Origin of the sequence: Aeribacillus sp. FSL K6-3256, from assembly GCF_037965805.1 — a bacterium.
Lineage (GTDB): Bacteria > Bacillota > Bacilli > Bacillales > Aeribacillaceae > Aeribacillus > Aeribacillus composti.
In genome coordinates this window covers 2,828,919-2,849,634 of record NZ_CP150188.1, presented here as the reverse complement: position 1 = coordinate 2,849,634, position 20,716 = coordinate 2,828,919, and the positions used below count along the sequence as shown (strand labels likewise).

16 protein-coding genes and 4 pseudogenes are annotated in these 20,716 nt (G+C 37.1%); 17 read left to right on the top strand and 3 right to left on the bottom strand.

Translation table 11 applies throughout. From position 1 onward, the window contains the following. Positions 1–320: 320 nt before the first annotated feature. From NSQ84_RS13725 to NSQ84_RS13675, 11 genes and pseudogenes are all read left to right on the top strand, one after another. Positions 321–1,083 (top strand): annotated as a pseudogene (locus NSQ84_RS13725) (RHS repeat-associated core domain-containing protein); the annotation flags it as partial. Next, positions 1,073–1,813, top strand: a complete 741-nt coding sequence (locus tag NSQ84_RS13720; RefSeq protein ID WP_082829339.1) for an immunity 26/phosphotriesterase HocA family protein — start codon at positions 1,073–1,075, stop codon at positions 1,811–1,813. The pseudogene NSQ84_RS13725 and the gene NSQ84_RS13720, both read left to right, overlap by 11 nt. 2 nt (positions 1,814–1,815) lie before the next feature. Then, a pseudogene (locus NSQ84_RS13715) lies at positions 1,816–2,645 on the top strand (RHS repeat-associated core domain-containing protein); the annotation flags it as partial. A 39-nt stretch (positions 2,646–2,684) separates the two neighbouring features. Continuing rightward, positions 2,685–3,032 carry a hypothetical protein gene (locus NSQ84_RS13710; RefSeq protein WP_311066395.1) on the top strand — a complete coding sequence of 116 codons (348 nt, stop codon included), beginning with the start codon at positions 2,685–2,687 and terminating at the stop codon, positions 3,030–3,032. Between the two features lie 126 nt (positions 3,033–3,158). Further along, entirely contained in the window at positions 3,159–3,590 is a 432-nt protein-coding gene (locus NSQ84_RS13705; protein WP_339211989.1) for an RHS repeat-associated core domain-containing protein, read from the top strand. A 111-nt stretch (positions 3,591–3,701) separates the two neighbouring features. Beyond that, a complete protein-coding gene (gene istA, locus NSQ84_RS13700) occupies positions 3,702–5,201 on the top strand; it encodes an IS21 family transposase (RefSeq protein ID WP_327848831.1) in 1,500 nt (499 codons plus the stop codon). Between the two features lie 2 nt (positions 5,202–5,203). Beyond that, on the top strand, positions 5,204–5,941 hold the full coding sequence (istB, locus tag NSQ84_RS13695) for an IS21-like element helper ATPase IstB (RefSeq protein WP_327848832.1): 738 nt from the start codon (positions 5,204–5,206) through the stop codon (positions 5,939–5,941). A 286-nt stretch (positions 5,942–6,227) separates the two neighbouring features. Continuing rightward, positions 6,228–7,019 carry a hypothetical protein gene (locus NSQ84_RS13690; RefSeq protein ID WP_130158291.1) on the top strand — a complete coding sequence of 264 codons (792 nt, stop codon included), beginning with the start codon at positions 6,228–6,230 and terminating at the stop codon, positions 7,017–7,019. Further along, positions 7,020–7,285 (top strand): annotated as a pseudogene (gene tnpA / locus NSQ84_RS13685) (IS200/IS605 family transposase); the annotation flags it as partial. Between the two features lie 899 nt (positions 7,286–8,184). After that, complete coding sequence (locus tag NSQ84_RS13680) at positions 8,185–8,511, top strand: hypothetical protein (protein WP_144597832.1); 327 nt, start codon at positions 8,185–8,187, stop codon at positions 8,509–8,511. Between the two features lie 87 nt (positions 8,512–8,598). Beyond that, positions 8,599–8,922, top strand: a complete 324-nt coding sequence (locus tag NSQ84_RS13675) for a hypothetical protein (protein ID WP_144597833.1) — start codon at positions 8,599–8,601, stop codon at positions 8,920–8,922. A gap of 1,437 nt (positions 8,923–10,359) precedes the next feature. Here NSQ84_RS13675 and rpsD read toward each other — a convergent pair. Continuing rightward, the gene (rpsD, locus tag NSQ84_RS13670) at positions 10,360–10,962 is read right to left on the bottom strand and encodes a 30S ribosomal protein S4 (RefSeq protein ID WP_063387361.1); all 603 of its coding nucleotides are present in this window, start codon (positions 10,960–10,962) and stop codon (positions 10,360–10,362) included. A gap of 385 nt (positions 10,963–11,347) precedes the next feature. Between rpsD and NSQ84_RS13665 the strand changes: the two genes are divergently transcribed. Next, positions 11,348–13,153 carry a sensor domain-containing diguanylate cyclase gene (locus tag NSQ84_RS13665; protein WP_327873805.1) on the top strand — a complete coding sequence of 602 codons (1,806 nt, stop codon included), beginning with the start codon at positions 11,348–11,350 and terminating at the stop codon, positions 13,151–13,153. Positions 13,154–13,298: 145 nt separating this feature from the next. Here NSQ84_RS13665 and NSQ84_RS13660 read toward each other — a convergent pair whose 3' ends face one another. Next, a complete protein-coding gene (locus NSQ84_RS13660) occupies positions 13,299–13,778 on the bottom strand; it encodes a GAF domain-containing protein (RefSeq protein ID WP_066247848.1) in 480 nt (159 codons plus the stop codon). A 124-nt stretch (positions 13,779–13,902) separates the two neighbouring features. Between NSQ84_RS13660 and refZ the strand changes: the two genes are divergently transcribed. After that, the gene (refZ, locus tag NSQ84_RS13655) at positions 13,903–14,538 is read left to right on the top strand and encodes a forespore capture DNA-binding protein RefZ (RefSeq protein ID WP_063387364.1); all 636 of its coding nucleotides are present in this window, start codon (positions 13,903–13,905) and stop codon (positions 14,536–14,538) included. Here refZ and hisJ read toward each other — a convergent pair. Beyond that, on the bottom strand, positions 14,535–15,332 hold the full coding sequence (gene hisJ, locus NSQ84_RS13650) for a histidinol-phosphatase HisJ (protein WP_063387365.1): 798 nt from the start codon (positions 15,330–15,332) through the stop codon (positions 14,535–14,537). The genes refZ and hisJ overlap by 4 nt on opposite strands. 184 nt (positions 15,333–15,516) lie before the next feature. Between hisJ and ezrA the strand changes: the two genes are divergently transcribed. The 4 genes and pseudogenes from ezrA to NSQ84_RS13630 all read left to right on the top strand — a co-directional run bounded on the left by ezrA (position 15,517) and on the right by NSQ84_RS13630 (position 20,714). Then, on the top strand, positions 15,517–17,217 hold the full coding sequence (ezrA, locus tag NSQ84_RS13645; protein ID WP_327873804.1) for a septation ring formation regulator EzrA: 1,701 nt from the start codon (positions 15,517–15,519) through the stop codon (positions 17,215–17,217). 495 nt (positions 17,218–17,712) lie between these two features. Next, on the top strand, positions 17,713–18,612 hold the full coding sequence (locus NSQ84_RS13640; RefSeq protein ID WP_094246540.1) for an aldo/keto reductase: 900 nt from the start codon (positions 17,713–17,715) through the stop codon (positions 18,610–18,612). 635 nt (positions 18,613–19,247) lie between these two features. After that, positions 19,248–19,395 (top strand): annotated as a pseudogene (locus tag NSQ84_RS13635) (ATP-binding cassette domain-containing protein); the annotation flags it as partial. A 170-nt stretch (positions 19,396–19,565) separates the two neighbouring features. Continuing rightward, positions 19,566–20,714, top strand: a complete 1,149-nt coding sequence (locus tag NSQ84_RS13630) for a cysteine desulfurase family protein (RefSeq protein ID WP_117017221.1) — start codon at positions 19,566–19,568, stop codon at positions 20,712–20,714. Positions 20,715–20,716: the final 2 nt, after the last annotated feature.

Here is a 20,716-nt window from a genome sequence, read left to right as displayed (position 1 = left end):
TGAGGAGCTATTTAGAATTATTGAAAAAATGCCATTTTATCCAATAGGAATAGACGAACATGGAAATTATGTTTAAAAAACAGCTGTAATATGGGCTATCTCATGATTTATGAGATAGTCTTTTTATTTATTATTGTGAAAAAAATGAATAGAAAACAAAGAAAAAATTTAGGTATATAGGTTGTAATAAAGAATTTCCGATCTCCATGTCCCGTCTTTATCACCTGACAAGCTGGCACGGTGACAAGAAGAGCGAACAATGCCATGTAAAACAAAATTGCAACTTATATAGTTTCTCATCACAAAAAAGTACTTCCATGTATTTTTACCACTATAACGCCCATGGCGATGTCATTGCTTTGACGGATGCGCAAGGAAACATTCCGCGCGCTATCAATACGATGCGTGGGGGAACCTTCTTTCCCAATCCGGCTCCTTGGCCGACGAAAACCCATACCGATATGCGGGATACCAATATGACCGAGAAACGGGTCTATACTACCTGATTGCCCGATACTATCACCCAGAGCGTGGCGTGTTTTTATCCATGGACCCTGATCCAGGAGATTCGATGATATCCTCACGCAAAACGGGTATAGTGCGAACAACAATCCGGTGATGTTGGTCGATCCGGATGGGCATTTTGTGTGGATGGCTATCAATGCAGGGTTTGCGGTTTATGACGGGTATAAGGCGTACAAGTCAGGAAAAGGATGGAAAGGTGTCGCAACTGCTGCAGCTATTGGTTTTGTTGGTGGAGGAAGACTCAAAGCGGCAAAACACTCTGTTTATGTCTTAAAGAAAGGAAATGTAGTAAAATATGTCGGAAGAACTAAAAATATTAAGAAGAGAAGATATGTCCATAGTAAAAACCATTCTAATTTAGATTTTGAAGAAGTTGCTAGCAATCTGTCCTGGGGACAAGCGCGTGGATTAGAACACCGCCTATATTTGAAACACGGTGGAAAAAGTAAGCTTAGAAACAAGATAAGACCTATTAGTAAAAGAAATAAAAAGTATAGAAAATATATGAGCGAATCTAGAAGGATTTATAAAGAAGTAATAAGAAGATATGGTTGGTGATTGTATGTCATTCTGGGAAAGCATAAAGAACAAGGAAACAATTATTTTAAGTGACGATGCAATCGATTTGTTAAGTGATACGCTATTAGAAATCAAAAAAATTTATGAAGAAGATTTAGAAAGAAAACCAACGGTGGTTGAATTAGAAGCATTGATTATGGAGGCTATGCAACTTGATTCAAATATAGCCGAACAATTGGAGGAAATGGAAATCTCCGATGTAAAATTTAAGTTGAAAAAGAGAAAAAAGGTTCCTAACATTGAACCAGGCATTGTATTTGCAATCCCGCTTAAAGAAATTGAAAAATATGCTTATGGTTTAGTAGTAAAAGGAGAAGGTCTAAAGGATGACATTTATATACAATATTTTGATATCTTCACTAATGAAATATTAGATATAAAAAACTTTAGTAATCAATTTGAAAAACTTTCTGTTCTATATACTATTAACAGTGGAATATATGGAATCGTTAATAAAGAATGGAAAATTATTGGGAAATTGTCTAAAAGAAAATTCAATCCTGAAGAATATGAGTTACCTGATTTTGTGTTTTACAATGGTAAGGAATATTTTGTGAGTCGAGGGGATGCGAATACACCAATAGCAGAATTAGAGCCTATTTCTAAAGAGGAAGGGGAAAAAATAAAAAATCCAATTGGTCTGATTGGTAGTAATAATATAGTGGAAATGCTTGTAAAATCTTACTATGAAAAGCAAACGAGAAAATAGTAATTAGCTTTTTTTTATTATACAGTGAAGATAGTTAACGAATTCAAAAGAACATTAATAGCGTAATTACAAACTACCATACCAAGACGACAGCTTGAATGTTCTGTACGAAACGGATGCGAGCGGAAATGTGGTAAGATCGTATATATACGGGGAAAACGGCCAGCTGTTGGCGATGAAAAAAGGTAGTGCCACCTACTTTTACCACTATAACGCCCATGGCGATGTCATTGCTTTAACGGATGCCCAAGGAAACATTGCCGCGCGCTATCAATACGATACGTGGGGAAATATTCTTTCCCAATCGGGGGATATGGCAGCGGAAAACCCATATCGATATGCAGGATACCAATATGACAACGAAACGGGTCTATACTACTTGATCGCCCGTTACTATCATCCAACGCATGGCGTGTTCCTATCTTTAGATCCCGACCCGGGGGATGACGATGACATACTCACGCAAAACGGGTATAGTTATGCGAACAACAACCCGGTGATGCTGGTCGATCCGGATGGGCACAGGGCTAAATTATTTAAAGACATATTTCAAAAGATAAAGAAAACAGGCTTTAAAATTCACAAAATAGGACGGATAAAGGGGGCAAACGATTCGGGTAAAGGATATTGGGGAGTTCTTTATTCTACTAAAAATAATAAAGGTAAAAGGAAATATAGATCTATAGAACTCCATCCTCCGCATAATAACCATGGTTATCATTTACAAAGTAACAAGTTTACTAAAAATCATCCTCATTTTAAAGGTAAATTTTATAGAAGTGGAGAAGCCTGGAGGATTACAATATGGAAAGTGAAGAACAGGAAAAAATAGCTTATATATTTTGTAAAATGTTTATATGTGGAGGGAAAAATGAATTTTTTTAAAAAGATTTTCTTTAGCAAATATGAACAGTTTGCTAAAGAGCTTGGCTATCGTACATGGTCTGAGGCTAGTGATAATACATTCTTTATGTTTCATATTCCAGAAGACGGGGGATGGTATGTTACTGAATTGCCAAATAGAACTTGGGCAGTATGGAATAATGAAGGAGATCCACCTTATAGTTTTGTTACTTTTTTGACATGGAGTGAAACGATAAGGTATTTGAGGAAGTTGTTTAATGAATATTGTTATCCTGAAACTTATTGGGCTCCAGAAGGATATGGCATTGATGATGATATGTTTTTAAATCCACCTCAAAAAGATAAGAAGTTATAGACTATGTAAGAAATTTTATAAGAGAGAAAGGCAGGTTTCTTAGCTAGGGGAAATCTGCCTTTTCAATTACGAGGTTTGGGGAAACCATCTCAGAATTCGGGAAACAGAAGAAAAAACCCTACCGCTATGCGGGATACCAAATATGACCAAGAAACGGGTCTATACTACTTGATCGCCCGATACTACCATCCAACTCATGGCGTGTTCTTGTTCTTGGATCCAGATCCAGGCGATGCGGATGACATTCTTACGCAGAACGGCTATACGTATGCAAACAACAACCCGATGATGCTGGTCGATCCGGATGGGCATTATGCTCATATTGTTATTATAGCTGGAATGGGGGCTTATAGAGCTTATAAGATTTATAAGGTCTACAAGAAGTATAAAAAAATTTCAAAAAAATATCGTTCGAATCGTAAAAGAAATTCTGCGATACATGGATATGAAATTTATGATAAAAAAACTAATAAAGTAGTTAAAGTTGGTATTAGTAGTGGAAGGATTTCTAAAAAGGGAAAATCATATCGCTGTTTATTGCAAAATAAAAGTACATAGTTTTGCAAGAAATTTGTGCAGAATAGCTGCATAAAAAAAGGCTTGCCAGCTCACCCAATAACCTCTACTGTTGAGATTGAGCAGAACTTAACAGTAGGAGGATAAGAAAGGATGCTAGCAATGCCTGAAGTTAATTATATCAAACATTTAAGAGAAGTCGAAGATATGTCAATCTCTGAGATCGCTAAAAAGACAGGTAAAAATTGGAGAACAGCAAAAAAATACGCTGACGGTGAAGTACCAGTAGAATCTCTTCCCTTCCGTCGAAGGGGAATGATGTACGAGGAAGAGTACGGAGAAATCGTAGATTGTTGGCTTGAGGAGGACATGAAGCTTAAGAAAAAAGAAAGACGAACAAACAAGAAGATGTTTGAACAACTTAAAGAAGAGCACGGGTTTAAAGGTTCTTATCGAACCGTTTGTGAGTACATTCAGCATCGCAGACCACAAATAAAAGAAGAAAAAACCACAAGATACGAACGTCTGGAGCACCCTCCGGGCGAAGCCCAAGTGGATTTTGGAAATATGACGGCTGTAAAAGACGGCGCATATAAAGACATCAAAACTCTTATTCTCAGTTTTCCATATAGTAATGCCGCCTTTTCTTATCCCCTGCCGGCAGAAAACTCGGAGTGTTTTCTAGAGGGCTTGAAACAGTTATTTCACCAGGCTGGGGGTGTCCCGACATATTTACGAATTGATAACCTGTCGGCAGCGGTTGTAACGGTAGGCAAGGGAGACAAGAGAAGCTATACGGACTCTTTCTTACGCTTCCAGTCCTATTATGGATTTGAAGTACAACCATGCAATCCCGGTAGTGGACATGAAAAAGGGAATGTAGAGAAAAAGGTAGGCTATACAAGAAATAACTTTTTTGTAACAGCCCCAGTAATGGAGGATTTTTCACAACTGGCCCACTGGCTAGAAGAGAAAATGGTAACCGATCGAAAACGCCCTCACTACGAAAAAGGAGTTCCGATAGAAGAATTGTGGGCTGAGGATCAGAAGCAATTAAAAGCTTTGCCAATCAGTGATCTTCCAATCTTTTCAATCGACTCGGCTACTGTAAATAAATATGGCGAGATTCTAGTCGATAGAGAAAAATTCCTTATTCATAAAGCGAGGATCAAACAGACACTAGTTATTAAAAAGGAATGGGACAAATTCACTTGCTTTTCGAATGACGGTGAAATGATCTATCAAGACTCACGTCCCTATATGATGACCACAAGGCCTATACCATGGGACAACATCTTGGCCGACTGGGAGAAAAAGCCACGTGCTGTTAAGTATTCTCGTTTCTTTAAATACCTGCCCGAAAGAGTACAAACTTATCTTACGATAAAACCTGATGAGATTAAGAAACGGGTGGCAGGCTTAAAAAAACTGCTGGAGGTTCATGCCTTACAAGACATCCATAAATGTTTGGAAATGGAGCAACGTATTGAAAAAGAGCCGCACGAATTGGGTTCCTTATTGGAAGCTCAGAAAGCAACTTATCCGGAAAAATTGTCAGAACCCCATACCCCTTCTGTATTACTAGATTATGAAACGGATTTAAGCATGTATGATCAGAGGCTATGTCCGACCTTAGAAGGGAGGGATAACTGATGATCGCTCGTGATCTGAAAGAAGTCTGTAAAACCCTGCACCTTGCTTATATAGCTGATCAGTATGAAGACATTGTCTTTGAGAATAAAGAACAGTTTTTATGTGATGTATTACTGGCCGAAGTCTCATCAAGACAAGCTGCCAAGGTATCGAGACTAATAAAAAAAGCCAAATTTAGAGAACTGAAATGGTTGAAAGATTATGAATGGAACGACCAGTTGCATCTGCCAGCTACCACGACAAAAGAAGAGATTTGTGACCTTCGTTTCTTACATGGGAAACAAAATTTATTGCTTCTTGGCTCACCAGGAACAGGCAAAACCCATTTAGCGACAGCTCTTGGATTAAAAGCCTGCGAAAAAGGGTTTGAGGTTCGTTTCTTTCGTGTCGCAGATTTGGTAGGACAATTAGAGGAGGCGTTAAAAGAAGGTACTTTACAACGAGTAAAACGTCAAATCGATAAGTGCGATTTACTTATACTAGACGAACTGGGATATGTTCCTTTCCAAAAACAAGGATCGGAATTATTGTTTCATATCATAGCCGACTGTTATGAACATAAAAGTGTGATTGTCACATCGAATTTAGAGTTTGGCCAATGGAATCGAGTGTTTGGAGATAACCGCTTAACTTCCGCTTTAGTGGATCGCTTGGTACACCATGCCCATATCATCGCATTCACAGGTGAAAGTTACCGGCTGAAAAATGCTCTTTCTTCTGTGAAATTGAATGGTAATTAATGTAAAAAAATAAAGCTGCAAGCCTATGTATTTTTCGCTGCAATACTCTGCACTTTTTGCTTGCAAAAAACACATATCGCGCTGAAAGACAAGTTAGAAAGTGGAATAGGCAATACAGGACAGATCGGTATGCTTCACGAATAGTAAAAACTAACATACGTGGTAGGTATAATGCACTGAGATGGAAAAAAAGGCATAAGGAATACATTAATAGAATCCAGCCTAACAACAAATTATCACCTCCATTTCACTATCGTCCATAAATTTAATAAAAGGAAGTGAAAAAATGACTGTTATAAGGGATATTCAACTTTCTATTCCAAGTGATATAAACTATTTTGATCATACTGTAATAGTTGACTATGATACTGGTGAGACAAGCCCCTTTACCGATTATAGGCAAAGCAAGTCCGCCATCTTTCATTATGAAACAAGATGTATTACATCACTTTATACTCGTCTTTTGCCCGAAATTCATACAGATGGGGAAAAGGGGGTTATCATTCAATGCGTACCGGATCTATCTAAATTAAGCGAGAAAGAAATTGAAATGGAAATGGTACCCGATTTTATTACTGTTTATGTTGAAATGGATTATAATCAATACTTCTCTCTTACGGATGACTTGGAAAAAAAGAAAATGGTATTAGAAGTGTTACAAGAGGGTATGGAAAAACTTGCTGATGAGCGAGGATGGGATAAGCAAATTTTTCGTGAAATATACAACAAGATAAAAGAATTAAATTACAAAAATACATTTATCTATAAGAAAAAGAGCAGCCCTAATCGTAGATATATATGTAGCATTATATGTGAACACGAAGTCTCTTATGTAGATATATATTTAGAAATAAAACGTCAAAAAGGAAATAAGGTTTTAAAAAAAGAAAGATTGGTAAGAGTAGACAGACCACACGAATCTTTTTATTGGAGATATTTAGGGGATTTAACATGGACACTAAATCATAAGGTAACATTTACCGATCATTTACATCATTTTGGGTGGGTTGTAACTTTTTTAGAAAAAGAAACGCAGCTTATATGGAAAGTAAATAAAGTTTCGTATCTTTCTTCATAAATTCATATGTTAGTAAATATCCCGCCAAAAATGAATGTTTCCTCGTTTGTGGGATATTTAAAAGAGAAAAGCAGTTTAATGATATTTGATAGACATGTACATTTAAAATATCGGTATGGCAACAGAAAATTTTGGTGCAGAGGTTTTTATGTGGATGCGGTAGGAAGAAATAAGAAAGTAATTGAAGAATATATACGGAATCAAATACAGGATGATATAGTTACAGATCAAATAAGATAGATCCGTTCACGGGGAAAGAGATAAAAAGTAACCATTTGAGGGTTGCCGGAAGAGAAGTGCAGTTGGCGAACCTTTCATATTCTTTTAGGGGCTGGCCAGAAAGTCAAAATCCATTGAAAACGAAACATCATAAAATCAACATTTTAAAACATTAAAGGGACGTCTATAAGCCGGAAAATCGACTTATTAGACAGCCCCGACATGAGCGAGGCATTAAACGATTTTGGGTCATCGTACAATTTACGTATATCTATTGCATGACAGAACATTCAAGTGATTTTTCAACCGGTCTTGCGAGTGTGAGATCGAGAAAAATTCACAATCTCATTGAGTTTATTTATTACGAAGCTCAACGAGGAGTGCCACTAGATTCCATTAAACACCAGTTACGAGTGGCATAAGGGTATCTTTGTTTACTTTTTGAAGATGGTAATAAATGTAATGAAATTCACTCATCTACAGTTAAATACTAACAGTGCATGTCCAATACATGTGCAAGAATAACCTTCATCCATAGCATCCCACCCTCTTTGGGAGTGGGTTTTTAATAAAGAAAAGCTTGTCAAATTTTATTTTAATTGTAAAATACTAGTTATATAGGTAATTATATGAAAATTAAAAATATTTGTTTGGTTTCATTGCACTTTTTTGTCCTTATTTTTATACGAGTTTTCCAGTAAATGCACAAAGTAATCTTCAGACAATTATCATCGCCTGATTATATGACGAATTGCCCTGTGATTTAATTGAAGATTTAGAAACAGTTCCGACTGTGGAGAAGGGAGAAGAGGTGATCTCTCGGCAAGATGGATTTGAAGTGAAAATTGACATAGACGATCAAGAAGCGGGCTCGGAGCTATCGGTTCTGTCGATGCCCCAAACTTAGAGGATGATGTAGCACTTTTGTTTGTAAGAAGGAGTGTGGATGATTATGAATATTGAGCCAAGTGTTTATGAACCTACATATATAACCATCTTGTTAATCTTACTCGGTTTAGGTTATTTATTTTTAATAGGATTAGCTATTTCTAAATATCAATTTAAGATTTCCGGTAAAATTTTTTTGATAATATCCATTGTAATTTATTTATTGGTCGGAGCTTATATGGTAGGAACAGGATATTATATCGATGAGGAGGCACCTGATGCGCTTGTTTTTCATAAATTTGGCTTTTTGGAATTAATCATCCTGTCCTATGCGTACATTTTTTTAGGACTTGCAGTAGGGTTTGGGAAAAGGAAAGAGAATTGAAATTGGAAATCCCCAAGGAATTTGGAGCCGTGGAGACGGGATATAAGGATGTAATCCATAATAAAGGAATCAAGGAGAACGATAACAATGAAAATTAGTGAATTGGCTGTTTACGAGCCATATTATATTTCAATTTTTTTAGTCTTACTTGGATTAGGATATTGGATGATAATTGCGTTAGTTGTTTCTAAATTTCGTTTTACTATATTCGGTAAATTATTTTTGGCAATATCCATTGTGATCTATCTCTTGGTCGGGGTTTATATGGTTGGCAAGGGGGATTATATCGATGAAAAAGCTCCGGATTCACTTATTTTTCATAAATTTGGCTTTTTGGAATTAATCATCCTGTCCTATGCGTATATTTTTCTAGGACTTGCAGTAGGGTTTGGGAAAAGGAAAGACAATTGAATGTTAAATCTTGGATTTTTCAATATTCCACTTGTTTTTTCATAACACGGTTATGCAAAAAAGATTGGCCAAATTTTATGGTCAATCTTTGCATTTATCTATTCAAATACTTTTGTTGAAGAGGAAGATCTTATCGTTTTATTTTCTCTCCGCTCTTATTTCTTTTTTTAAGAAACCAGAACAGGACTGTAAGTGAAAATAATAAAATTGGTATATATCCAACTAACCGCCATGCGTTTAACGCACCGAGAAAATAATATGCAACTGGTAAAAATGTTACAGTACTAATAAGCATAAACAGCCAAGAACGATGGAGTAAACCAATTATAAATGTAATTATTGAAATAACAAATGAAGTTCTCCATAAGAATATAATCAAATTAAAATCATCCAATATATCGTCCACCACCTGCGTGAAATACTGTAATATTTAAAGAAACAAGGAGCTGTCCAAAAGGTCAGGGTTAACTGACTTTTTCGAGCCCCTTCATTTTAGGGACTTATCGGGCAGACCATTTTTTCTATCTTTTTATATCCTTCAGAAGTCTTATGAAGGACTTTTCTTATGCTCCCTCTTTCTGAATTGGTTCTTCAAAAGTTTTCTGACGGACATTCAGCACATATAATTGCTTCTTGTTGGGTTCATTGCCTCTATGAAGGACATTTACAAATTTGATTCAATTATTTTTGTCCTTTACTGTAGTATTTCTCCCAAATCTTTCATTTTAGGGACTCATCAGGCAGCCCCTTTAAAAAATTGATTTCTTACTCATCATCAACTTTTAATTTTAAATTTGAGTAAAGAACTAAATTCCTACCTCAAATTTTGCTTCGTCATCCGATGTATCAGCATCTATTTCATTAGAAGATCATTAATCGATATTATTTCACCAGCTGTGAAAGCATTCGTTATTGGGATTTTACAACTAAATCTAATAGAATATTGCCGTATATAAATATTCTTCATTATGCGCTCAATTCCTTTTTTTGTTTTAAGAAGTGAGTCTTCAAGCTTTTTTCTGCAACGATATGGCATGCAGGCACAAAACTAAACAATTTAAATTCAATAGAGCAAATGTCCCGTGTATTTTATGTGAGTAAAAAGAATTGGTTAAAATAGGGAAAATTTTAAGTTATAAAAACGTTTTACTATGCACATACATTTTATGAATCGTGATAGATCTGAATTTACTGATACGATTTCAAGGATTTCCACAGGCTCTAAATCTCATTTTGGTACTTTCATGTATATAAAAATAATTCAGCATCTGTCCGCATTTTTATAAAAAGTAGCTCCAAAAGCTGCCCCACTTGCCCCAAAATAATACATTATGATCAAATTGTGATCAAACCTAAATTGAAACAAAAAAACCCTGAAATCCTTTCTTCTCAAGGGTTTCAGGGTTTTTAAATACTGAATTATACAATCTAATTTTATTAACGAGAGTAGAACTCAACGATGAGCGATTCGTTGATTTCCGCAGGCAATTCAGAGCGTTCAGGCAGACGAGTGTATGTTCCTTCAAGCTTTTCCGGATCAAATGTTAAATATTCAGGAACAAAGTTGTTTAATTCAACCGCTTCTTTAATGATTTGAAGGTTGCGGGATTTTTCACGGACAGAAATCGTTTGGCCTGGTTTTACTTGGTAAGACGGAATGTCCACGCGGCTTCCATCCACTAAAATATGGCCGTGGTTAACCAATTGGCGTGCTTGACGGCGAGTGCGAGCCAAGCCAAGACGATAAACAATGTTATCTAAACGAGACTCTAAAAGGATCATGAAGTTTTCACCGTGAATACCCGGCATTTTGCCCGCCTTTACGAAAGTATTGCGGAATTGACGTTCGTTAACTCCGTACATATGGCGAAGCTTTTGTTTTTCTTGCAATTGTAAGCCGTATTCAGAAAGTTTTTTCCGTTGGCCTGGACCATGCTGACCAGGTGCATACGGACGTTTTTCAAGCTCTTTGCCTGTGCCGCTCAAAGAAATGCCTAAACGGCGGGAAATTTTCCATGTAGGACCTGTATAACGAGACATATTGCTCCTCCTTTTGTATTTTCGATTGTAAAATACAAACAGACTGATTCTCTCAATTATGCACATTTTGTTTTCATGTACCTTCGCTCCAGCAGCAGAGAGTTACACGGTACACCTCAGATTTGAGGAACAAAATGAAATCATAATTGTCGAATCCTTAGGCTGCTATATTTTACACAACGATCATTATATGATTTTAAATGAGCGGTGTCAAGATTATTTCCTTTGCTGTCAGCGAAAAGGAATATTTAATCCGACGAACTTCACACATTCATTTCTATTTTTTGTGAAAAAAATACCAATTATTTCACAAAAAAAATTGTGCTTCATGTTATAATACTATTAAAGTAATAAGGTCTATTTTCCCGGTTATAGGTGGTGGAGTATGGATTGGGATCATTTTGAAAACTTATTTTTCCGATTACTTATGAATGATTCGGACAGACAGCATTTCGATGAATTTATTAATGAAATGTTTGCAATTTTAATCAAAGCATTTAATCTTCAAAATGTGTCGATTTGGAAAGAGATCGGTTCGAATCTTTTTTTATGCCAATACTCGAGCAATGACGATGTAAAAGGTGCTTCGAAATCATTTAGCTTCAAAGACGATGAACAATTTGTAGTTTACAAAGAAAAAGGACGATTGTTTTTGCAGTATTCGGCAGAATCCTCTCCAAAAATGCTGTTGGAATTCAGAGGAGGCCGTGTACTTCACAAACTTTCTAATCAACAACTAGAAAAAATTTCTAAAATATGTTTTGCCATGTTTTTTCACGGAAAAAAATTATATTTGCAAAAAACGCTTAAAGAAAAATATTATCAATTGTTTTTATTAACTGATGAACTTTATTCCATTATGAAAGAAGAAGAAGTGTTAAACAAGCTTTATAACACTTTGAGGCAAATGTATCCCGACCTATTATGCCATTTCATTTTGCCAATGGATTATTCATTAGGACATGAAATTCCTGTGAAAAATTTGGAGCAGGAAATAGATCAGTATGAGGAAGCTATGACAGCCTTTTTGAAAGGCGATATGGTCGTAAGAAGCTCGTCAAACGGGCTCTATATTTATGTCCCGATTGCAGGAAGACAGGGTGTTTATGGATTAATTGATGTACATATCCCACTTCATATTGAACAAATCGATGACGTAATCAATATGATCGAAAAAGTGGCAAAGGCCGGCGGCAAAGCGCTGGAAAATGCCAAGCTGTATGAACAGTCGAAGCAGCATGTAAACGATTTGCAGCTCATTAATGATACGGCTCGAAAAATTAATAAAAACTTGCGGATTTCAGATACGATGAAATACATGGTTAAAAGAATGCTTCGTTCATTTTCTGCAGATGAGGCCGCTTTTTTTATTTTTGATGAAAATAAAAAATGGAACATGCTTTCAGAAAGTACATCGTTTTTCCATTCAGATGAATCGAAGGCTTACGTTGATTGGGTTGCACAAAATATATTGGAGCAAAATAGTGTATTCACTGGCGATATTTCCAATTCCATTCTCGGGGAAGCCGTTTATAAATCAATAATGGCTGTTCCGATGATCGACAGTGAAAAAATCATCGGATTTGCTGTTGTGCTGCGTAAGGAACCGTATTCCTTCACGTTTGATATGTACAAATTAATGGAATCGCTTGTGTCTCATTCTACACTCGCCTTTACGAACTCCATGCTTCGGGAAAAGCTGGAATTGCTCGTGATTACAGATCCGCTTACAAATCTTTTTAATCGAAAATATTTTGACGAGGTTGTTCATCAATCGTTTAAAGAAGACCAAAGAGGCACATTAATTTTAATAGACGTAGACAATTTTAAACAAATCAATGATACGTATGGCCACCAAGTAGGCGATAAAGTGCTTATTCAAATTGCTAAAACGATAAGGAACAACATACGGGAGGAAGATGTAGGAGCTAGATGGGGCGGAGAAGAGCTGGCCATTTATCTTCCTAAAGTGGGTTTAAAAATCGGATGTGAAGTGGCAAACAGAATTGTTTCAGCTGTGCGGAAATCAACGAAACCGCCTGTAACAGTTTCATGCGGTGTTTCCTATTGGGATGCAGCTCATAAAAATGATTCGCCTGCCCTTCTTTTTAAAAGAGCAGATGATGCCTTGTATCAGGCAAAGCGCAATGGAAAAAATCAAGTATCGGTTTTAGACCAAGAAAGAGCATAAAGGGTTCCTAGGTATTGCTCTGATTTGTTAAAATCGTTTGACAGATCGTAACTAGGAACCCTTTTTTATATCATTTGAAAGGGTTCAAAAGTTGAATGCTCATTTCCACCTGTTCACGACTTCCGGCGTTTGAAAAACAAGGCTATTAAAGGTATTCTGTAAGAATATTCGTAAATTTTTCTAAATATCTTTGGTCTATTTCATCAAATCGGTTTTTAATCGGGCTGTCAATATCTAACACACCGATTACCTCATCGTTCTTAATAAGCGGGACAACGATTTCCGATTGTGATCGCGCGTCGCAGGCGATGTGTCCAGGGAACTCATTTACATCAGCCACTCTCACCGTTCTTTTTTCGAAAGCAGCTGTTCCGCATACACCTTTGCCAATAGGAATTCGAACGCATGCCGGCAGCCCCTGAAAAGGTCCGAGAACAAGCTCATCTCCGTCTTTTACATAAAAACCAACCCAATTGATTTCTGACAAAAATTGATTCAACAAGGCGGATGCATTAGCTAAATTCGCTATGACATTTTTTTCCCCTTCAATCAATGCTGTAAGCTGTTTTAACACAAGCTCATAATTTTCTTCTTTTGTTCCATTATAGCTTTCGACGACAAACATGGAAATTCCTCACTTTCTTTTTCAAAATGACAAGTAAGTACGAACTTTGTCGAGAAATTATAGCAGGAAAATATCGTTGCGGGTAGAAAACTTCTAACAGCCATCAACAAAAGGAGTGATCCACTTGCAAACGAAAACGAACACTGTTACGAAAGAAAATATCGTTGATGCAGCAATTTTCCTTTTTAATACAAAAGGTTACACCGGAACATCGGTTAGGGAAATTGCCAAACGGGCCAATGCAAATATCGCCCATATTTCTTACTATTTTAAAGGAAAAAACGGATTATTGGAACATTTAGTGTCCAAGTTTTATGAAGGTTATTTAGACGTAATCGATCAATGCTATCAAAAATGTACAGAATCTCCAAAACTCTCTCTTATGGCAATCGTTGAAGAACTTCTCCGCTATCAATATGAAAACCGCCGGCTTGCCCGTTTTGTCCACCGAGAAGTAACGCTTGATTCGACTCTCATTCGCCAGGTGATGATGACTTATTTAGCGAAAGAAAAATATTATTTGCTTAACCTGCTTGAACGAGGGATGCGAGCGAACCAATTTAAACAAGTAGACATTCCCCATTTTTTAGTACAATTCAAAAGCTTAATAAATATGCCGTTTTTACAGCCTCAATACATGTATGAAGTTTTACATATTAATCCGTACGAAGAATATTTTGTCAAGCAATATAGTAAACAGCTGGTTTCATGGCTGGAACAAATACTTTTTCAGAAAAACGAAAAACAATCAAATGACTAAACCATTTTTTCAAAAAGTGAAAAATCGCTGCCTACATCCTTCGCGCTATGGGCATCAGAACCATAAACGAGAGGGATGCTTTGTTTTTTGGCCGCTTGTATAATATCCTCTGGCGGGTAAATTTCTCCGCAAAAGGCTTTTCGTAAACCGGAAGTGTTGACGTCCAGTTCCATCCCCCTTTTGTTCATTTCAGCAAAAATCTGTTCAATATAAGGCTTTTCATCAAATGTGGCTTGGAAAAGCTTTTGAAATTTGTGTATTAGCGTAATATGTCCAAGCCGCTTCGGCTTATACTTTCCAAGATCTGAAACAACCCCTTTTAATACTGTCGCATAATATAATTCGTATAAATGATTGATGCCGCCTGAAAGCTCCGCCATTTTTTGAAACGTATGTTCATCAAAATCTACACAATAATATTGTCCATTTAATTTTAAAAAATGTACGGACAAAATGCTGTCATCAAGAAAAGGACCGTATTTGTCCAAAAATTGCGCTGTTTCTCTTTCAAAACCGTTAATATAGTCTACTTCTAAACCGATATGAATATCGATATCGCGTTTATATTGTTTTTTTAAGTCTAGCAAAATAGACAAGTAGCGGTCGATATCACTGAAGGGCATTGCGCTGTCCTTATCGGGAGTTGGATCAACAAACCCTTCCGGCAATGGAGCATGTTCTGTAAAGGTTATAGCAGAAAATCCTTTTTTTATGGCAGTTTCAATATACAATTCAAATGAATCGTCCGTACCGTGGGGGCAAAAAGGGGTGTGAACATGTCCATCTTTTTTCATAGAAATCACCTCAAGTTTGTCGAGATTTATGTGAAAAAATTAAAAATTTTGCTCAAAAAATGTCGTTATCATGGTATCATAAATACATTGAGAACACATTATTTTCTTTTGAAAGTTTTTTCGACAACGTCGTTTAAAATATACATACCCTTTAAGAAAGTGAAACGGACCGAGGGGGCTCATAATGGAAGTTGTGATTGTATTAATTTTATTGATTTTCCTTCTATTTGGAATCGGTTATGGATTTCGAAAAAATATTTATAAAGAAGTAGACCGTCTTGAAGCTTGGAAAATAGACATTATGAATCAGTCCATAACAGATGAACTGTCCAAAGTAAAAGAATTAATCATGAGTGGAGAAACAGAAGAATTGTTTGAACGCTGGCGAAAAGATTGGGACGATATCGTCACTAGCAGGCTTCCGCAGGTGGAAGAGCTTCTGTTTGAAGCGGAGGAATATGCTGAAAAATACCGCTTTAAAAAGTCAAAAGAAGTTTTATTACATATTGAATCGGTTTTAAAAGAAATAGAAGAACAAATAGCCGGCATTGTTCAGCACATTAACGATCTTGTTGCAACAGAAAGCAATAATAAGACAGAAGGTGAAGCAGTCAAACAACAGCTAAAAGAGTTGAAAAAAACACTGCTCTCCCATCGCCATACATTTGGAACTGCGTATGAACGGCTGGAAAAAGAGTTGTATGAAATGTTACATACAATGGAAAAATTTGATGAGGAAATGAACTCGGGAAATTACGTAACAGCGAAGGAAATTTTGGATGAACAAAAACAGAAGCTTGAAGCACTCCAATTAAAAGTAGAGGAGATTCCAAAGCTTTTAACTGAATGTCAAATGATTGTGCCGAACGAGATTTCCGAATTGAAAGAAGGGTATAAAAAACTGCTCGAGGATGGCTACAAGCTTGAGCATTTGGAAGTGGAAAAAGAAATTTCGCATATTGAGGAAAAAATGCAGGGCTTGAAAAAGAAGCTAAGTGAAGCAGAGACAGAAGACGTGAAAATGGGTCTTGATTCCATAAAAGAAACGATTGATAACATTTACGAAATGCTTGAGAAGGAAGTGTATGCGAGCCAATATGTAAGACAAGAAGCGGAAAAAACCGGGGAAAAGCTGCAATCTTTATTAGAGGAAAAAAATGATTTAAAAGAACAAGTCAGTCTTGTACAGCAGAGCTACCAGCTGTCAAATGATGATGTCGACAAGCTAAAAGAGTTGGATAAACTGATGAACCAACTGAAAAATCATTACAAGCATATTTTGGCAAGCATAGAGAACTCCAATATTGCGTATTCCGTTTTACAGGAGGAACTGGAAAGTTTTAATAAGCAAATTGATCAAGCAAAGGAAAAATACAACGAATGGCATTCGATGCTTCAGGCATTGAGAAAGGATGAATTAAACGCGCGCGACAAATTAGCAGAACTAAAGCGAATGATGGCTGAGATTAAACGGGCGATTCGAAAAAACAACATTCCCGGCCTTCCGGAAAGCTTCGTGGAGCAATTACAAACTGCTCAGCAATCGTTTGAAAAGGTCAGCAATGCGCTTGAAGAAATTCCGCTCGATATGGATCGAGTCCAAACGTATTTAAACGATGCTGTGAGCATCATCGAACAATTAAAAGAAAACACAGATGAGATCATTGCCCAAGTTTGTTTAGTCGAAAGATTAATACAATACGGTAATCGATACCGCAGCACGTATTCGGGCCTTGATAAAAAATTAAAAGAAGCTGAACAGTTGTTCAGAAATTATGAATACAGCAAATCTTTGGAGCAAGCGGCTGCTGCCATAGAAGAAATCGATTCGGAAGCGATGGAAAGAATACAGAAGCTTGTTGAAAATGAATTGAAAGATCTATGATTTATGCCTGTCTTCGTTTGAAAGACGGGCATTTTTATTGCCCATGCTTCCATATTGGACTATAGTCAGTAAGCATTTTTATTTAACTATGAGGAGTTGAAGCAATAATGCTGTGCGAAATGTCGGTTTGGAGAGCATATTTTTTCACTTAACATGAGAAAACCTATAAGAAATTGAAACTCCACTTGTACAAACATGAACAATTGCAGAGCTTGTTATCTATAAGATAATGAAATTCCACAGCCGGATGATTTTGTGAATCGCCCTTTCCTTATTTTTATTTGTCCCTTCTAGGCGCTTGCCGCTGTGAAGGGCTTTTTTATTGTAATTCATTGCCACATTTGTTATAAAGGTGTAAAAGGGAAACAATAGCAATTAAACAAACACTAAAAACAAGTTTCGAAAGCACGTACATATTTTTGAAGTCAAAAAGGTATGAAAGCGGAATTTTATAGAATGGGAAATTCACAATATAACGGAAAGGGTCGAGAGTGGATGGGATTATTGGACAGTAATAAAATCATGGAAATAAGAAGTCATGTTGAAAAACGAGTAGTGAAGCTGCCTGATGGCACGACTGTTCCATGTATAGGTCAAGGAACATGGTACATGGGAGATAAGCCACAGGAGAAAGCTAAAGAAATAAAAGCCTTACAACTTGGAATAGAATTGGGCATGAAAGTAATTGACACTGCTGAGATGTACGGAAATGGCGCTTCTGAACGCTTAGTCGGCGAAGCAATCAAAGGGCGCAGAGATGATGTGTTTTTAGTCTCTAAAGTGTATCCGCATAATGCAGGACTAGACAAGATTTCCGTTGCATGTGAAAACAGCTTAAAACGGCTGGGGACGGACTATTTAGATTTATATCTTTTACATTGGCGAGGCCGCATTCCTTTAGAAGAAACAATCGAAGGTATGGAAAAGCTGCGAAAAGAAGGAAAAATATTAAGATGGGGAGTCTCCAATTTTGACACAGACGATATGGAAGAGCTATGGAACACGCTCAACGGATCAAACTGTGCGACAAACCAAGTGTTATACCATATAGGTTCGAGAGGAATTGATTTTGATCTGCTGCCTTGGCACCGGGAACATCATATACCGATTATGGCGTACAGCCCCCTTGCCCAAGGAGGTACATTAAGAAAGCAGTTGTTGACGGATCCAACTGTTAATGAAATTGCCAAAAAATACAATGTAAAACCATTACAAATTGCACTTGCTTGGACGATACGCACGAATGATGTCATTGCTATTCCAAAAGCTGGGCAAGAGCAGCATGTGCTGGAGAATGCTGAAGCTGCTGCTATTGAATTAACCCAAGAAGACTTGAACCGACTTGATGAGGCATTTCCAAAACCTCGTAAAAAAGTGCCTTTGGATATCATTTAACATGTTGCTGAAGCAATATTCGGTAATACGCTGGAGTTGTCCAGAAAGTCAAGCTCCCATCGAAAACAAAAAATCATAAACACCGATATATCAAAGTTTCTAAAACATTAAAGGGGTCAATAACCCGAAAAAACGACTTATTAGACAGCCCCTTCATTAAAAGGAAATAGAAACGAAGGCAGTCAATGAAAACTTTTTTTCAAGGATTGACGTTTCCCGATTTAGCTCAGGCAGGCAAGGAGCAAGCAAAAAGGGCAGCTAAAGGACATGATGAATGAACGGATTCAAGAAGCGAATCATCAGCAGGTTAAAACTATTGAACCTGCTGGCAGCTGTGGCAGTGTTCCGGCAGTCTTTTCTTGAACAACGTAACTTTTTGATCTATAGGCGTCTAATGAGCGCTTATTTTTAGTTCTTCTTTGAAAAATAGAGCCGATGTCTCTTTTTATGGCATAATGAACAGCGGCAAAAATCAGCTTTTTCTCGTTTCTCTCTAGCGTAATGCTAGTGAGAAACGAGTTTTTTATTGTGTGCATGTTCTAAGCGTCATTGATAGGAATAAGGAAGAGTTTGATCTCACTAGTAAAGGATTGAGAGAAATGAAATTTTATTTTCGGCGCAAGGAGTAGGAAACGATTGATGGAGAAATCATCCGCTTTGTGAAGCGAGTGACGAAGGAATACGATAGGTTAGTCGTGCTTGATGATGTCAGTTTTTAAGATTGAACGCGGGAAGTTTTACACGCTGCTTGGGATCGGCGGATGCGGGAAGACGACGATGATCGAAGATGACGTTGTTGAATTCACAAAAAAAGCGGCTTACGTGCGTGGACAAAGGCTTTCGTCTGAATGAGCCCGTTTATGTGATGATCTTTTCTTTTTCATTTCAATTTACTTATGTTAATATTGCATTGCAAAGTGTTAGAAAATATAATTCAAAGGGGTATACAACCGATGCTTTACTTGGATAATAGTGCAACTACAAAGCCTTACCCTGATGTACTTGATACGTACCGGCAAGTGGCGGAAAAGTTTTTCGGGAACCCATCATCTCTTCATCATTTGGGTGTTCAAGCGGAAAGACTTTTAACAAAAGCAAGAGAACAAGTAGCCGATTTGCTAGGTGTAAGCGGACAGGAAATCATATTTACGTCTGGAGCAACGGAAGGAAATAATTTGGCGATTAAAGGCGCGGCTTTTGCACAAAGACATAAAGGAAAGCATTTGATTACGACTGTAATTGAACACCCTTCTGTCAGCGAAGCATTTGAACAGCTTGAAAAAGAATTCGGGTTTGAAGTGACGTGGATTCCTGTAAATGAAAATGGCATTGTGTCTCCAGCTGACATACAAAAGGCTGTACGTAACGATACAATCTTAGTGTCCGTTATGCATGTCAACAATGAAATCGGAGCGATTCAGCCAATTGAAGAGATTGGCGAAATACTTAAAAACTATCCGAACATCGTTTATCATGTCGATCACGTGCAAGGAGTCGGGAAGGTTCCTTTAAATATAAAAAAAGCGGGAATTGATTTATGTACAATATCTGGCCATAAATTTCATGCCCTAAACGGTACAGGAGTGTTGTACATTAGAAAAAATACACCAATTCTCACTCTTTTATCAGGGGGTGGCCAGGAAGCAAGCATTAGATCAGGCACCGAAAATTTAGCGGGCAGCGTGTCCCTAGCGAAAGGTTTAAGGCTGGCATTCAACGACTATGAAGAGAAGATCGATCGTCTGATTAATACGAAAAACTATCTTATAAATGAGCTTGAAAAAATAGATGGCATTATTATCAACACACCAAAGGAATCTTCCGCCCCTCATATTATCAACTTTTCTGTACCTGGTATAAAAGCGGAAGTTTTAGTTCATATGCTTGAAGAGGAGAATATTTATGTCTCCACTACTTCAGCTTGTTCTTCAAGGAAAAAGGGAGAAAGCAAAGTATTGAAGGCGATGGGCAAAAAAAGCAGCATCACCGAAAGCGCCATCCGCATAAGCCTTTCAATTGGGCAGACGATCGATGATGTCAAGCCGTTGATTGACGTCCTGCCATCATCTATACAAAAATTAAAAAATATAATGGGGTTATAAAC

Excerpts from the sequence above, each read along its gene's own strand:
- NSQ84_RS13665 (WP_327873805.1), top strand. The coding sequence starts at position 11,348 with ATGGATTGGGATCATTTTGAAAACTTATTTTTCCGATTACTTATGAAT.
- hisJ (WP_063387365.1), bottom strand. The coding sequence starts at position 15,332 with ATGAAAAAAGATGGACATGTTCACACCCCTTTTTGCCCCCACGGTACG.
- NSQ84_RS13660 (WP_066247848.1), bottom strand. The coding sequence starts at position 13,778 with ATGTTTGTCGTCGAAAGCTATAATGGAACAAAAGAAGAAAATTATGAG.
- NSQ84_RS13705 (WP_339211989.1), top strand. The coding sequence starts at position 3,159 with ATGCGGGATACCAAATATGACCAAGAAACGGGTCTATACTACTTGATC.
- NSQ84_RS13720 (WP_082829339.1), top strand. The coding sequence starts at position 1,073 with ATGGTTGGTGATTGTATGTCATTCTGGGAAAGCATAAAGAACAAGGAA.
- NSQ84_RS13690 (WP_130158291.1), top strand. The coding sequence starts at position 6,228 with ATGACTGTTATAAGGGATATTCAACTTTCTATTCCAAGTGATATAAAC.
- NSQ84_RS13710 (WP_311066395.1), top strand. The coding sequence starts at position 2,685 with ATGAATTTTTTTAAAAAGATTTTCTTTAGCAAATATGAACAGTTTGCT.
- NSQ84_RS13640 (WP_094246540.1), top strand. The coding sequence starts at position 17,713 with ATGGGATTATTGGACAGTAATAAAATCATGGAAATAAGAAGTCATGTT.
- NSQ84_RS13630 (WP_117017221.1), top strand. The coding sequence starts at position 19,566 with ATGCTTTACTTGGATAATAGTGCAACTACAAAGCCTTACCCTGATGTA.
- NSQ84_RS13680 (WP_144597832.1), top strand. The coding sequence starts at position 8,185 with ATGATTATGAATATTGAGCCAAGTGTTTATGAACCTACATATATAACC.
- rpsD (WP_063387361.1), bottom strand. The coding sequence starts at position 10,962 with ATGTCTCGTTATACAGGTCCTACATGGAAAATTTCCCGCCGTTTAGGC.
- NSQ84_RS13675 (WP_144597833.1), top strand. The coding sequence starts at position 8,599 with ATGAAAATTAGTGAATTGGCTGTTTACGAGCCATATTATATTTCAATT.
- istA (WP_327848831.1), top strand. The coding sequence starts at position 3,702 with ATGCTAGCAATGCCTGAAGTTAATTATATCAAACATTTAAGAGAAGTC.
- ezrA (WP_327873804.1), top strand. The coding sequence starts at position 15,517 with ATGGAAGTTGTGATTGTATTAATTTTATTGATTTTCCTTCTATTTGGA.